The organism is Mesorhizobium atlanticum (assembly GCF_003289965.1).
In the GTDB taxonomy this organism is placed as follows: domain Bacteria; phylum Pseudomonadota; class Alphaproteobacteria; order Rhizobiales; family Rhizobiaceae; genus Mesorhizobium; species Mesorhizobium atlanticum.
The window spans coordinates 157201-172032 of record NZ_QMBQ01000007.1; the positions used below are offsets into that span (position 1 = coordinate 157201).

At 64.3% G+C, this 14832-nt stretch carries 11 protein-coding genes; 1 reads left to right on the plus strand and 10 read right to left on the minus strand.

The window, feature by feature from the left end; genetic code table 11:
• Nucleotides 1-131: 131 nt before the first annotated feature.
• From DPM35_RS23370 to xylF, 3 genes are all read right to left on the minus strand, one after another.
• Nucleotides 132-932 (minus strand): ATP-binding cassette domain-containing protein, encoded by an 801-nt coding sequence (locus DPM35_RS23370; RefSeq protein ID WP_112129579.1) that lies wholly within the window; start codon nt 930-932, stop codon nt 132-134.
• Nucleotides 933-950: 18 nt separating this feature from the next.
• On the minus strand, nt 951-2303 hold the full coding sequence (locus DPM35_RS23375) for a sugar ABC transporter permease (protein ID WP_112129580.1): 1353 nt from the start codon (nt 2301-2303) through the stop codon (nt 951-953).
• A 230-nt stretch (nt 2304-2533) separates the two neighbouring features.
• Nucleotides 2534-3574 (minus strand): D-xylose ABC transporter substrate-binding protein, encoded by a 1041-nt coding sequence (xylF, locus tag DPM35_RS23380; RefSeq protein WP_112129581.1) that lies wholly within the window; start codon nt 3572-3574, stop codon nt 2534-2536.
• Between the two features lie 269 nt (nt 3575-3843).
• Between xylF and DPM35_RS23385 the strand changes: the two genes are divergently transcribed.
• Nucleotides 3844-5079 (plus strand): ROK family protein, encoded by a 1236-nt coding sequence (locus DPM35_RS23385; protein WP_112129582.1) that lies wholly within the window; start codon nt 3844-3846, stop codon nt 5077-5079.
• A 161-nt stretch (nt 5080-5240) separates the two neighbouring features.
• Here the strand turns inward: DPM35_RS23385 and phoB are convergent, their stop codons facing one another.
• The 7 genes from phoB to DPM35_RS23420 all read right to left on the minus strand — a co-directional run bounded on the left by phoB (nt 5241) and on the right by DPM35_RS23420 (nt 14645).
• Nucleotides 5241-5930, minus strand: coding sequence for a phosphate regulon transcriptional regulator PhoB (gene phoB, locus DPM35_RS23390; protein WP_010911896.1), 690 nt, complete (start codon nt 5928-5930; stop codon nt 5241-5243).
• 16 nt (nt 5931-5946) lie between these two features.
• Nucleotides 5947-6654 carry a phosphate signaling complex protein PhoU gene (phoU, locus tag DPM35_RS23395; RefSeq protein WP_095816775.1) on the minus strand — a complete coding sequence of 236 codons (708 nt, stop codon included), beginning with the start codon at nt 6652-6654 and terminating at the stop codon, nt 5947-5949.
• A 20-nt stretch (nt 6655-6674) separates the two neighbouring features.
• On the minus strand, nt 6675-7478 hold the full coding sequence (pstB, locus tag DPM35_RS23400; RefSeq protein ID WP_112129583.1) for a phosphate ABC transporter ATP-binding protein PstB: 804 nt from the start codon (nt 7476-7478) through the stop codon (nt 6675-6677).
• A complete protein-coding gene (gene pstA / locus DPM35_RS23405) occupies nt 7475-8326 on the minus strand; it encodes a phosphate ABC transporter permease PstA (RefSeq protein ID WP_112129584.1) in 852 nt (283 codons plus the stop codon). Before pstA ends, pstB begins: the two co-directional genes overlap by 4 nt.
• A gap of 3 nt (nt 8327-8329) precedes the next feature.
• Nucleotides 8330-9316, minus strand: a complete 987-nt coding sequence (gene pstC / locus DPM35_RS23410; protein WP_112129585.1) for a phosphate ABC transporter permease subunit PstC — start codon at nt 9314-9316, stop codon at nt 8330-8332.
• 64 nt (nt 9317-9380) lie between these two features.
• On the minus strand, nt 9381-10439 hold the full coding sequence (gene pstS, locus DPM35_RS23415; protein WP_112129586.1) for a phosphate ABC transporter substrate-binding protein PstS: 1059 nt from the start codon (nt 10437-10439) through the stop codon (nt 9381-9383).
• A 489-nt stretch (nt 10440-10928) separates the two neighbouring features.
• A complete protein-coding gene (locus DPM35_RS23420) occupies nt 10929-14645 on the minus strand; it encodes a PAS-domain containing protein (RefSeq protein ID WP_245431619.1) in 3717 nt (1238 codons plus the stop codon).
• Between the last annotated feature and the right edge of the window lie 187 nt (nt 14646-14832).

Consider the following 14832-nt stretch of genomic DNA (forward strand, 5'->3'; position numbering starts at 1 on the left):
CGAGGATGCGGCCCGTGGACGGTCGACGACCTTTATGGGCAAGTCTCCGCGTCAACACAATGGCGCGGTCAAATCATCAACGCGGCTGGTACATCACGCAGCCGTTAATTAGCCGGCTATATACCGGGTGTTTAAGCCGCGATCTTCAGCGCTCCCGGGCCGGGAATGGCGCCGGGCGGGCATTTGCCCAGGATGATCATGCCGAGCACTTCGTCCTGGGTGACATCGGTGGTGCGCGCGGTGCCGACCACCTGGCCGTTCTTCATCACGCAGACCCGGTCGGCGAGCTCGAAAACGTCGTGGATGTCGTGGCTGATCAGGAAGATGCCGATGCCGTCGGCCTTGAGCTGCTTGACCAGCTCGCCGACCTGGGCCGTCTCCTGCGGTCCCAGCGCCGCCGTCGGCTCGTCCATGATCAGGATGCGGGCGTTGAACAGGATCGCGCGCGCGATCGCCACCGACTGGCGCTGTCCGCCCGACAGCTTGATGACCGGCTCCTTGAAGCGCTGGAAGCGCGGATTGAGCCGCCCCATCACCTTGCGCGCCTCGGCTTCCATGGCGACGTCGTCGAGCGTGCCCCAGCCGGTCATCAGCTCGCGCCCGAGGAAGAGATTGGCGGCGGCATCGACGTTGTCGGCCAGCGCCAGCGTCTGGTAGATCGTCTCGACGCCGTATTTCTTGGCGTCGCGCGGGTTCGAGATCGAAGCCTCCTCGCCATTGATGAAGATCTGCCCGCTGTCGCGCTTGTAGGCGCCTGACAGGATCTTGATCAGCGTCGACTTGCCGGCGCCGTTGTGGCCGAGCAGCGCCATCACTTCGCCGGGGAAAAGATCGACGGACGCGTCGTCGACGGCGCGGATGCCGCCGAAGGCGATCGAGATGTTGCGCATGTCGACCAGCGGAACGCCGGCGGGAGCGAATTTGTCAGCCATGTTGTTTCTCCTCCCTGATCAGGCCCGCTTGCGATAGAGGGTGTCGAGCCACACCGCCACGACCAGCACGGCCCCCACGACGATGCTTTGCAGCGGGGAATCGACGCCGAGCAGCACCATGCCGGACTGCAGCGACTGCATCAGAAGCGCGCCCAGCATGGCGCCGAGCACGGTGCCGGAACCGCCGGCGAGCGACGTGCCGCCGATGACGGCCGCTGCGATGACCAGCAGCTCGTCCAGCGTTCCGAGCGCATTGGTGGATGAATTCTGCCTGGCCGACGAGATCGCCGCCGCGATCGTCGCCAGCACGCCCATGATCATGAACACCTTCATGGTGATCCAGCGCGTGTTGATGCCGGCGAGGTTGGCCGCTTCCGGATTGCCGCCGATGGCGAAGACATAGCGGCCGAAGCGCGTGCGCTTGGTGACGAAGGTCATGATCAGGCCGACGGCGACCGCCATCAGCACCGGAATGGCGATGCCATGCGCGATGAACAGTCCACCCTCGGGGACGGTGATGTTGTTGGCGGCGGCGTAGCGGTTCACGATGCCGACCGGCCAGGGATAGGAGTTGGCGAGCCACACGGCGCCGAGGATGATCGCGCAGGTGACCGTGGCGAGCAGCGTCTCGGCCCAGACCGGGCGCAGCGGGAAGCGGAAGCGCTTGCGCTGCACGCGGCCGTTATAATGCATGAAGATGACCGCCAGGCAGGCGACGATGCCGACGACCCAGCTCCATTTGGCGCCGATCGATCCCGCCGGGCCGCCACCCATGAGTTGGAACGTGGCATCGAGCGGCGCGACGGTCTGGCCGCTGGTGACCCACCAGGCAGCGCCGCGCCACACCAGCAGACCGCCTAGCGTGACGATGAAGGCCGGCACTTCGAGATAGGCGATGATGAAGCCCTGGAAGGCGCCGATGAGGAGGCCGAGCGCCAGGCCGATCAGCAACGCCAGGACCCAGATCCACGGGTTGCCGAGCTCAAGCCCGACGAAGCGAACCAGGAAGTGCACTTGGGCAAATCCCATGACCATGCCGATCACCCCTTCGGCCGATCCCACCGACAGGTCGATGTTGCGCATGACGATGACCAGCACCATGCCAGAGGCCATGATCGCCACCGCCGAAGTCTGCACCGACAGGTTCCAGAGATTGCGCGGCGTGAGGAAGGTGCGGCTGTCGAAGTCGAGCGGATTGACGCCAAGCCGCAGGCTGGAGATCACATGCAGCCCGATCCAGATCAGGAGCAGCGCGCCGATCATGCCGAGCATGCGGGTGTCGAGCTCGGTGGCCTTCAGGAACCGGGCAACGGCGCTCAGCTCCGACGCACGCGCGGTGTCTGCCGGTTGGGTAGACGTCGTGTCGGTCATGATTTCCTCCCGCCGGCTTGCCCGTCTGGCGCGGATGCCGGAGCAAGCCTAGAAGCTATCCGCCAAAAGCGGAAACACAAATCTTTCTGAGAAAACGCCGCGGCTTTAAAGCAATCCCAGGAAAAGTGCGTAGCGGTTTTCCGTCCGGGATTGCGGCAACAAAGAAATGGAGCGGTTCAACGAACCGCTCCAGGCCGCGGCGCAGGTGTCTTGGTCAAACGTCGTAGAGCTTAGTTGCAGACCTTGACGCTGCCGGCGGGCACGCCCGCGCAGACTTCGTCCTTCTTGATCCAGCCGGCGTCGATGACGACGTTGAGATTGTCCTTGGTGATCGCGATCGGGGTCAGGAACAGCGACTTGACGGTGTTGCCGCCAGGCGTCGTGAAGTCCTTGGCGCCGGCGATGTCGGCATTCTTCTTGCCGTCGGCGAGCTGCGAGGCGATCTCGGCGGCGTTCTTGCCGAGCTCGCGCGCATCTTTCCACACCGACACGGTCTGAGTGCCGAGCGCGATGCGGTTGAGCGCCGCGTGGTCGCCGTCCTGGCCCGAGACCGGAACGGTGCCGGCCAGCCCTTGCGCGGTCAGCGCCGCGACGACGCCGCCGGCGGTGCCGTCATTGGCCGCCACGACCGCGTCGACCTTGTTGTCGTTGGCGGTCAGGAACTGCTCCATGTTTTTCTGCGCGTTGGCGGGCAGCCAGCCGTCGGTGTAGGCCTCGCCGACATTCTTGATCTTGCCGCTGTCGATCGCCTCCTTCAGCACTTCCATCGAACCCGAGAACAGGAAGTCGGCGTTCGGATCGGAACCCGAGCCCTTGATGAAGACGTAATTGCCCTCGGGCTTGACCTTGAACACCTCGCGGGCCTGCATGCGGCCGACTTCCTTGTTGTCGAAGGTCAGGTAGAACACGTCCTTGTTCTCGATCAGGCGGTCGTAGCCGACCACCGGGATGCCTTCGTCGAGCGCCTTCTGCACGGCCGGACCGATCGCCGAGGCATCCTGCGCCAGGATGATCAGCGAATTGGCGCCTTGCGAGATCAGGCTTTCGACGTCAGTCAGCTGCTTGCCCGGATTGGACTGCGCGTCGGCCGAAATGTACTTGTCGCCGGCGGCCTCGATGGCGGCCTTCATTGCGGCCTCGTCGGTCTTCCAGCGCTCTTCCTGGAAATTCGACCACGAGACGCCGATCACCTTGCCCTTCGCCTCGGCGACCGAAGCCAGCGTCAGCGACATGGCAACGCCCGCCAGAATGGCGGCTGCGAATTTTTTCATGATATCCTCCCTGCGCCTTGTACGGCGCGACCCAGACTGGCCCGAAGGCCGGCATAGAGGCTTTTTTTCGAGCCTCAAAAAAATAGTGATGCAGCGAAATGATGCTGTCAACCGGGATTCTGATGGCATTTGATGGGTCCAAGCATTTTTTTCGAGGTCCGCAATAAATAATGACATCGGCTTTGGCTTCTGCCACTATCCCTAGCGGGTCAGCGACAGGCCATGGCATCATCACAAGGCCGCGATGACCGGGGAGGACATGCGAGACGATGTCGGTCGGAATCCGCCACGACGATTTGCGTCGGCGCAACCGCGCCATGGTGATTTCGGCCGTGCGCCGCGCCGGCCAGCCATCGCGGACGGAAATTGCCGCCACCACCGGCCTCAGCCACTCGACCATTTCGGCGATCTCCGCCGATCTGATCCAGGAGGGCATTCTCACCGAGAGCAAGGCCAGCGAGCCGACGGCGTTGAAGCGCGGCCGGCCGCAGATCGGCCTGGCGCTGAACCCCGAAGCCGCAGCGGTGCTGACCGTGGTGCTGTCGTTGAACTTCCTTTCGGTCGCCGTCATCGACTATGCCGGCCAGGTGATCGCCGAGGAGCAGCGGCGCCTGGACACGCTTGTCATGCCGCGCGACGAGCTGATCGGCGAGTGCCTGGCGATCGTGCGGCGCCGGCTGCAGGATCCCGACCTCGACGTGAGCAGTGTCGCCCGCATCGCCATGGGCATTCAAGGCATCACCGATTCCCACTCGCGCGCCATGCTGTGGTCGCCGATCACGCCGCTGACCGATATTCCATTCGCCGACATCCTGGAGAGGGAATTCGGCATCCCGGCCACCATGGAGAACGACTGCAACATGATGGCGGTGGCGCTGCGATGGCGCGATCCCGAGCGCTATCGCGACAATTTCATCGCCATCCTGCTCTCGCACGGCATCGGCATGGGCCTTGTGCTGAAGGGAGAATTGTTCACCGGCACGCATTCCTCCGGCGGCGAGTTCGGCCACATGATCCATCGTCCGGGCGGCGCGCTCTGCCGCTGCGGCCGCCGCGGCTGTGTCGAGGCCTATGCGGGCAACTACGCCATCTGGCGCAGCGCCATGGGGATAAGCGAGGATGCCGCGCCGACCGATGTCGGCGACGCCGACATGCGCGCGCTGGCCGCAAAGGCCCGGCAGGAGGAAGGCCCCGAGCGGGAGGCTTATCGCCGGGCCGGCGAGGCGCTGGGCTTCGGCCTGGGCAGCCTGTTCGCCCTTATCGACCCGGCGCCCGTCGCCATGGTCGGCGTCAGCGCGGCCGCCTTCGACCTGATCGAGCCGGCGCTGAGAGAGGCGATCGCCCAGACCGCCGGCGGCCAGCATTCGAACTCGATCTCCTTCGACACCGAGCCGAACGAGCTGCCGCTGATCCGCGAAGGCTGCGCCATGCGCGCGCTCACCTTCGTCGACCAGGAGATTTTCGCGCCGGGCATGCAGGCGCGAGCGGGCAAGCACGTCGCATAGGCCGCAAGCTCAAGCGCCGGATATGCTGAGATTCAGGTCAGGCCGAGTCGAGAATGGTGGATTCCGAGAACCGGAACGGAGCGTACTTTTTGGTACGTGAGTACCGGAAGCGCAGGAAGCCGCCATTCGCAGGCCGGCCTCACCTGAATATCAGCATATCCCTAATCCTCGCGGATGGCATAGCCCGCCCCACGGATGGTGCGGATGACATCCGGCATGCGGCCGTTGTTGACGGCCTTGCGCAGGCGGCCGACATGCACGTCCACCGTGCGCTCGTCGATATAGATCGTCTCGCCCCAGACATTGTCGAGCAGCTGGCTGCGCGAGAACACGCGGCCGGGGTGGCGCATCATGAATTCGAGCAGCCGGAACTCCGTCGGGCCGAGCCTGATCTCGCTCTTCTTGCGGTAGACGCGATGCGATTCGCGATCGAGCACGATGTCGCCGACCTTGAGCACGCTGGACAGCACCTCCGGCTTGGCGCGGCGCAGCAGCGCCTTGACGCGCGCCATGAATTCCGGCGTGGAGAACGGCTTGACCAGATAGTCGTCGGCGCCGGTGGACAGACCTCGAACCCGATCGCTTTCTTCACCACGCGCGGTCAGCATGATGATCGGCAGCCGCTCGGTCTCGGGCCGCATCCTGAGGCGCCGGCAGAGCTCGATGCCGGAGACCGCCGGCACCATCCAGTCGAGCACGAGCAGGTCGGGAACATTTTCCTGAAGGCGGATTTCGGCCTCGTCGCCGCGGGTCACCACTTCCACCTGGTAACCCTCGGATTCGAGGTTGTAGCGGAGCAGCACCCCCAGCGGCTCCTCGTCCTCCACCACCATGATGCGTGGCGCGATCATCGGGGTAACCTTTTCGTCAGGCGGCCGGTGCCGACATTGCCGTCTCGTCCTGCTTTGGACGGTTGGCGGGCAATTGCGTGCCGGTCAGCACATAATAGGCGTTCTCGGCGATGTTGGTCACATGGTCGCCGATGCGCTCGAGATTCTTGGCGCAGAACAGAAGATGCGTGCAAGCGGTGATGTTGCGCGGGTCTTCCATCATGTAGGTCAGGAGCTCGCGGAAGACGGAGGTGTATTTGACGTCGATGCGTTCGTCGTCGTTGCGAAGCTTGGCAAGCGCCGTGGCGTCGCCCACCGTATATTCCTGGATTACCGCTTGGACCTGGATCAGCACCAGCTGCGCCATGGAATCGATCGAATGCGTGAGGTCGCGCGGAGCGGTGCTGACGCCGACCGACCCGACGCGCTTGGCGATGTTCTTAGCGAGATCGCCGATGCGTTCGAGGTCGCCCGCCATGCGGATCGAGCCGACCACGTGGCGAAGATCGTCCGCCATCGGCTGCCGCTTGGCGATCAGCGTGATGGCGCGGTCGTCAAGCTCGCGCTGACGCGCGTCCATGATGGCGTCGTCGGAGACGACGCGCTGCGCCAGCGCGTTGTCGCTTTCGAGCAAGGCCCTGGTCGAGCCGCCGACCATCGAGCCGGCGAGATCGCCCATGTCGTTGATGAGCCGGCTGATCTGCCTCAGATCCTCGTCGAAGGAGGCGACGGTATGTTCGGCCATGATGGTGTCCTCGTATGAGCTCAGCCGAAGCGGCCGGTGATGTAGTCCTGGGTGCGCTTCTCGCGGGGCGAGGTGAAGATCTTCTCGGTCCGGTCGAATTCCACCAGTTCGCCCAGATACATGAACGCCGTCTGCCGCGACACGCGCGCCGCCTGCTGCATGTTGTGGGTGACGATGACGATCGTGTAGTCGGCCTGCAATTCGTCGATCAGCTCCTCGATCTTGGCGGTCGAGAGCGGATCGAGCGCCGAGGCCGGTTCGTCGAGCAGGATGACCTCCGGCTTCACCGCGACGGTGCGGGCGATGCAAAGGCGCTGCTGCTGACCGCCGGAGAGGCTCTGGCCGCTGGCGTTGAGCTTGTCCTTGACCTCGTTCCACAGCGCCGCGCGCTTCAGCGCCGACTCGACGCGGCTGTCCATCTCGGCCTTGCTGATCTTCTCGTAGAGCCGGACGCCGAAGGCGATGTTTTCGTAGATCGACATCGGGAACGGCGTCGGCTTCTGGAACACCATGCCGATCTTGGTCCTGAGCAGGTTGAGGTCCTGCGAGCGGTCGAGGATGTTCTTGCCGTCGAGCAGCACCTGGCCCTCGGCGCTCTGCTTCGGGTAGAGTTCGTAGATGCGGTTCAAGACGCGCAGCAGCGTCGACTTCCCGCAGCCCGACGGGCCGATGAAGGCGGTCACGCTACGCTCGGGCAGGGACAGGTTGATGTCCTTCAGCGCCTTCGACTGGCCATAGTAGAAGTTGAGGTTCTTGACCTCGATCTTGGCCTTCTCGACGGTCGTGTCGGCTACGTTCAGGTCGGTGGACAACATCGGTTTCATCTGTCCTCTCTGCGTCCGGTCAGGCTGCGGGCGATGATGCTCAGCCCGAGAACCGTCAGGGTGATTATGAGTGCGCCCGTCCAGGCCAGTTGCTGCCATTCCTCGTAAGGGCTGAGAGCGAACTGGAAGATGGTCACCGGCAGGCTGGCCATCGGGGCATTGAGATTGCTCGACCAGAACTGGTTGTTGAGCGCGGTGAAGAGAAGCGGCGCCGTCTCGCCCGAGATGCGGGCGATCGCCAGCAATATGCCGGTCACGATGCCGGACAGCGCCGCCCGGTAGGCGACGGAGCGGATCACCACCCAGCGCGGCGCGCCGATGGCGGTGCCCGCCTCGCGCAGCGCGTTGGGCACGAGGTTGAGCATATCCTCGGTGGTGCGCACCACGACAGGGATCACCAGGATCGACAGCGCGATGGCGCCGGCAATGGCCGAGAAGTGTCCCATCGGCCGTACCAGCAGCTCGTAGACGAACAGGCCAACGATGATTGATGGCGCCGACAAAAGGATATCGTTGATGAAGCGCACGATCGTCGTAAGGCGTGAGAAGCGACCATATTCAGCCATGTAGGTGCCGGCCAGCACGCCGATCGGCGTGCCAACAACGATGCCGATGATGGTCATCACGATGCTGCCGTAGATGGCATTGAGCAGGCCGCCGGCGTCGCCGGGCGGCGGCGTCATCTGGGTGAACACGGCCAGCGACACCCCTGAGAGCCCCTTGTAGAGCAGGGCGCCGAGAATCAGCGCCAGCCAGGCGAGGCCGATGCCCGCCGCGATGACGCACAGCGCCATCATCACGGCATTCTTGCGCTTGCGGCTTTGGTGAAGCGATTGGGCAGTCGACATCGGTCAGGCTCCCGTGCGGCTATCGATGCGCAACAGCATGTAGCGTGCGAGCGCGAGGATGATGAAGGTGATGATGAACAGGATCAGGCCGAGCGACACCAGCGAGGATGTGTAGAGATTGCCGTCGGCCTCGGTGAACTCGTTGGCGATGGTCGCCGAGATCGTCGTGCCCGGCGCGAACAGCGAGGCGCTGATGCGATGCGCGTTGCCGATGACGAAGGTCACGGCCATCGTCTCGCCGAGCGCGCGGCCGAGGCCGAGCATGACGCCGCCCATGATGCCGACGCGCGTGTAGGGGATGGTCACGCGCCGGGTTACTTCCCAGGTCGTGCAGCCGATGCCGTATGCCGATTCCTTCAGCACCGCCGGCACCGTGTCGAACACGTCCTTGGTGATCGAGGTGATGAAGGGCAGCACCATGATGGCCAGGATCAGCGAGGAGGTGAGCAGGCCGATACCGTAGGGCGGCCCGGCAAACAGGCTGTTGAGGCCGGGGATGCCTTTGAACAGCCAGATGATGAAGGGCTGGATCGTCGTCTGCAGGAACGGCGCGAAGACGAACAGGCCCCAGATGCCGTAGATGATCGAGGGAATGCCGGCCAGAAGCTCGACAGCGATACCGATCGGGCGCCTCAGCGGGCGGGGGCAAAGCTCGGTCAGGAAAACGGCGATGCCGATGCCGATCGGCACGGCGATGATGATGGCGATGGCCGAGGTGACGATGGTGCCGTAGATGGGCGCCAGCGCGCCGAAATTCTCGGTGACCGGGTTCCAGGATTCGGTCGTCAGGAAGGAGATGCCGAATTTCGACAGCGCTTCCCACGATCCGGCGATCAGCGAGATCGCGACGCCGCCGAGCAGAACCAGCACGAGGATGGCGGAAGCGCGCGTGGCTGCCCGGAAGACCATGTCGGTGACGGCGAAGCGGCGCACTGTCGCTTCCCTGGTCCGCATGGCGGACGATGTCGCGGCTTCGGAAACGGCACTCATCTAGCCCCTCGCATTTCGAAAGAGACGGGAGGGCGCCGGAAGCGCCCTCCCTTGTTCGTCAGAATTACATGCCGGAATAGAGCGGCTTGCCGTTCGCGTCGACGATGTCCTTGCTCCACATCTCTTCGACGCTCTTCACGACGGCGTCGGGCATCGGAACGTAGTCCAGGCTGGCAGCCAGCTCGTCGCCCTTGGCATAGGACCAGGCGAAGAATTTGAGCGCTTCGGCCGTGGCCGCCGCGTCGTCCGGCTTCTTGTAAACGAGGATCCAGGTGGCCGACGTCATCGGCCAGGTTGCGGCACCGGCCTGGTTGGCCAGGATGACGCCATAGCCCGGCTGCGAGCTCCAGTCGGCATTGGCCGCTGCGGCCGAGAACGCCGCGGCGGTCGGCTCGACCTTCTTGCCGTCCTTGTTGATCAGGTCGGTATAGGTGAGCTTGTTCTGCTTGGCATAGGCATATTCGACATAGCCGATCGCGCCGCCGGTCTGCGAGACGTTGTTGGCTACGCCCTCATTGCCCTTGGCGCCGATGCCGACAGGCCATTCCACAGCCTTGTCGACGCCGACCTTCGACTTCCAGTCGGCGCTGACGTCGCCGAGATAGTAGGTGAAGTTGAAGGTGGTGCCCGAACCGTCTGAACGGTGAACCACGGCGATCGCCTGCGAAGGCAGCTTGACGTCGGGGTTGAGCTTCTTGATCGCCGGGTCATCCCAGCTCGTGATCTTGCCGAGGAAGATATCGGCCAGCGTCGGGCCGTCGAGAACCAGTTCGCCGGGCTTGACGCCTTCGAGGTTGACGACCGGAACGATGCCGCCCATCACCGTCGGGAACTGCGCGAGGCCGGTGCTGTCGAGTTCGTCGCCCTTCAGCGGCGCATCGGAAGCGCCGAAGGTCACGGTCTTGGCCTTGATCTGCTTGATGCCGCCGCCGGAACCGATCGACTGGTAGTTGAGACCGATGCCGGTCTCCTTCTTGTAGGCGTCGGCCCACTTCGCATAGATCGGATAGGGGAAGGTGGCGCCGGCGCCGGAGATGTCGGCAGCCATCGCGGCGGCCATGCTAAGGGTTGATGCCGCAGCCATTGCAATCGCAACGGCCGCCGAGCGGATGAAATGTCTCATGTGGCCTGCTCCTGTTCGGAAGATGGTCTTTCGGCACCCGTTCTATCGGCGCCCGGTCAGCGCAATAGCCCTCGATTATTACAGTCGCATGACAGTTTCGTGTCAGCCCGGTAACGTCTGGACGGGGATGTCTGGAGGGGCCGGCGGAGGCCCCGAAGGACCGGCCGAAGTTTGCCGCGGGAATCAGTAACTTGTCTGACTTTTGAATCAAAAATTATCCCGGCGGCCGGGTCGCGGCCGCCGGGAAATAAAATCCGGACGAGAGCGCGTTGCCTGAACGCCAGAGCGGATCATGGCGCGGCCGTCGCCGAAAACAGGTCCGTTGGGGTAGAGTCGACGCTGTTTCTTGTTGGCGGTCGCTGCTCCCGCCCGTAACCGAGGGGCGGAATCAATGACATATTGTCCAAGCTTGGCTTTTGCTTTGGTATGGTGCGATCGCACCATACGCATGCGTCAACGCCTAGCGCCTGCCCGCCGGCTAAGTTGGCGCTAACCCGCGTTGCGCCGGCTCTCGATGTCCGAATCCAGCCAGCGCTCGAGCTTTTCGAGCAACGCCCGCGGGCTGATCGGCTTCGGCAGGTAATCGTCCATGCCGGCATCGAGGCAGCGTTCGCGATCGCCCTTCAGCGCATGCGCCGTGACGCCCACGATCGGCACATGCGTGCCCGTGTCCTCCTCGAGTTTGCGAATGGCGCCTGTCGCCTCCAGCCCGTTCATTTCCGGCATCGACACGTCCATCAGGATCATGCGCGGATTGAGCTTGCCGAAGGCATCGAGCGCCTTGCGGCCGTTGCCGACGATCTCGAAGCGGTAGCCGGTCTCGCCAAGGATCTGGGTGAACACCATCTGGTTCACCTCATTGTCCTCGGCGACGAGGATGTCGAGCCCGCGCTCGGGCTCGGCCGGACGTGGGCGCGCACGCACGGGCGGTGGCTGCAGCATGGCGCGGTCCGACGCTGCCGTCTGCGCCGGCGCGGCTTGCGGTGGGCTGCCAACGGCGGGTTGCACCGCGGCGCTGCTGTGACGATGGCGCTGGATCGTCGCGACCAGCGTTTCCAGGAGAATGGAGGAGCGCGCCGGTTTGATCAGCTGCGCATCGATGCCGAGGTCGCGATAGGCGGTGTTGGCAAGCGACTGGTCGACCGAGGTCAGCATGATGATGGGCGTGTGCGCCAGACCCGCCGTGTCACGCACGATGCGCGCCATCTCGGCGCCGGTCATGCCGGGCATCTGGTAGTCGAGCACGATGCAATCGACCGGCACGCCATAGGCGGCGGCGGCAATCAGCACCTTCAGCCCTTCGGCGCCGCTCTCGGCCGCGCAGGCATCGAACATCCACGACGCCATCTGCTCGCTCAGGATCGAGCGGTTGACGGCGTTGTCGTCGACGATGAGCACGCGCGCGCCGGTGACGTCGACCGGCGTGATGCGCTGCCCGCCCTGCTCGGCCCTGGGCAGCGTGACGGTGAACCAGAAGGTCGAACCCTTGCCCTCGGCGCTGTCGACGCCGATCTCGCCGCCCATCATCTCAACCAGCCGCGAGGTGATGGCGAGGCCGAGGCCGGTGCCTTCATGCCTCCTGGTCGACGAGGTATCGACCTGGCTGAACTTCTCGAACACCAGCTTCAGCTTGTCCTCGGGAATGCCGATGCCGGTATCCGTCACGGAAATGGTGAGCTTGGTTCCCGCGGGAACCCGCTCGCCGGTCACGTCGACCAGGACATGGCCCTCGTCGGTGAACTTCACCGCGTTGCCGAGCAGGTTGGTGACGATCTGCCGGATGCGGCCGACATCGCCGACGAACTGGCCGTCGAGGCCCGGCTGGACGCGCACGATGAGCTCGAGGTCCTTCTCCTTGGCGCGTGTCGAGACCAGCGTCGCCACATCCTCGATCGCCTCGGCCAGATTGAACGGCGCCGGGTCGAGCACCAGCTGGCCGGCGTCGATCTTGGAGAAGTCGAGGATGTCATTGATGATGGTCAGCAGCGCGTTGCCGGATTTGACGATGATGTCGGTGAAGGTCTTCTGCTTCGGATCGAGGTCCGACTTTGCCAGCAGTTCCGCCATTCCAAGGACCCCGTTCATCGGCGTGCGGATCTCGTGGCTCATATTGGCGAGGAATTCCGACTTGGCCCGGTCGGCGAGCACGGCACGTTGCCGCGCTTCGCTGAGCTCGGCCTCGCGCTGCTTGAGCTCGGTGATGTCGGTGGTGGAGCCGATGAGGTAGAGCGAGCCGTCGGAGGCGATCATCGCGCCCTTGCGCGCGAACTGGTGCCGGACGCTGCCGTCCGGCAGCGTCACCGTCTCCTCGATCTCCTGCGTCTCTCCGGTGCGCAGCACGGCGAGGTCGCCGGCCACAAAGGCTTCGCCATCCGCTCCGAATATCTCGACGTCGGTCTTGCCGATCGCCTCTTCCTTGCTGAAGCCGGTGAGATCGCACCAGCCCTTGTTGACGTAGAATTGCCTGAGGTCCGAGCGCTTGGCGTAGATCGACACCGGCACATTGTCGATGAGGCTGCGGAACACCTCGTTCTCGCTCATGCTTTGCCGAAGCGCCTGCTCGCGCGCCTTGACGTCGGTGATGTCGGTGCTGGAACCGACCAGATGCACCGAGCCGTCGGTCGCCACCAGCCGGTTCTTGCGGGTCATCAGCTGCCGCACCGTGCCGTCGCGATGGGTGACGGCCTCCTCGACCTCGCGTCCCGCGCCGGTCGCCACGACTTCGGTGTCGTCGCTGCTGAACCCGTCGGCTTCTTCCGACGCGAAAAGCTCACGATCCGTCTTGCCGAGCACCTCGTCCTTGTCGAATCCGGTCAGCGCGCACCAGGCCTTGTTGACGAATTCCATGCTGAGATCGTCGGCCTTGATGAAGGCCGCCACGGGCAGCTCGTCCATCACGTGCCGGTAGAGGTCGATCTGGCGCATGGAGTCGCGCAGCGCCTTCTCGCGGACCTTGATGTCGGTGATATCGACGCGCACGCCGATGAACGTCCCGTCATCGGTGCGCATGTCATAGACCTGGTACCAGCGCCCGTCGGCGTTGAGCCGCTCGTAGGCGGAATTTGGCAAGCGGTACCGCTTGAGCATGGCGTCAAGCCAGCGCTCGGTGTCGACGCCGTACAGACGGTCGATCTCACTGTCGCCGCTTGAACGGAAATAGCCGACCGAATGGCCGAGAACCAACGCCTCGCGGAATGTGCGGCCCGGCTGCCAGGCCGGCTTCAGCGCCGGCAGCGTGTCCTGCAGCTTGCGGTTGGCGAAGACGAAGCGGTCGTCGCGGTCGTAGATGATGACGCCGGCCGGCAGCGATTCCAGAACGGCGGCGAGGTTCCTTCGCGCATCCTCGGCCTCGGTCTCGCGCTGCTTCATGTCGGTGATGTCGACATAGGAGATCAGCCGCTTGCCGCCCGGAAGCGGCGCCAGCGAGGCGATCAGCGTGCGGCCGTCGCTGCGCGGCAACTGCCTGGAGCCTGCGGCGCCGGCGCGGATTTCGGCTTCCCGCTCGGCCACATGGCTTTGCCAGTTCCGCTCCTCGCCGCCGAACGGATCGGCGGCACGGGTGGCTTCCATGAGGTCGCGAAAAGAGATGCCGGCCGGAGCCCGCAGCGGATCGACCTTCCAGAAGTCGTAGAAGGCCCGGTTGATCACCTCGACCCGCAATTCGGCATCGACAACGATGACGCCGATCGGCATCGAATCGACCATCAGGCTGAGATTGCTGAACGTCTCGGCCGTCCTGGCATTGGCTCTTTCGATCTCGGCGTCTCGGCGCTTGACCTCGGTGACGTCATAGTAGGTCAACAGGCGCTTGCCGCCGGACAACGCCGTCACCGAGAACACCATCGTGCGGCCGTCGGCATGGACGAACTCGCGCGGCGCGACGGAACCGGCACGAATTTCCGCGATTCGGCTGGCCAGGTAGCGCTGCCACTCCTGTTCGTCGATCTCGCCATAGATGCCGTTGCGGCGATTGAGATCCATCAGGCGGCTGAATGGCGCACCGACGGTCACCGCCCCGTCGGGGATCTTGGACAACTCCCGGTAGGCTTTATTGATGATCAGCGTGTCGAGCCGGGCGTCCAGAAGCACGACGCCCATACGCATGGCGTCCATCGTGCGCTCGAGATCGGCAAGATGCTGTTCGCCGCCTTCGCCGGCGGGCGTGTCGTCGTCATGCCCAACCGTTGCGTCGAGGGGGTTGCGCATGCCGCCTGTCCCACTCGTCTTGCCCACGTCCGCCATGCTGTTGCCACCCCCAGCCGAACACCCCTTCGCGGTTCGTCGACGGAATGTGCCCGACAAGCATTAACGATCCGCTAACCATAATGAATCGCAACCGCCTGCCTTTCGATGCCGTTGAGAGAACCAGAATCGTGGCGCCGGTTGCGGTAAT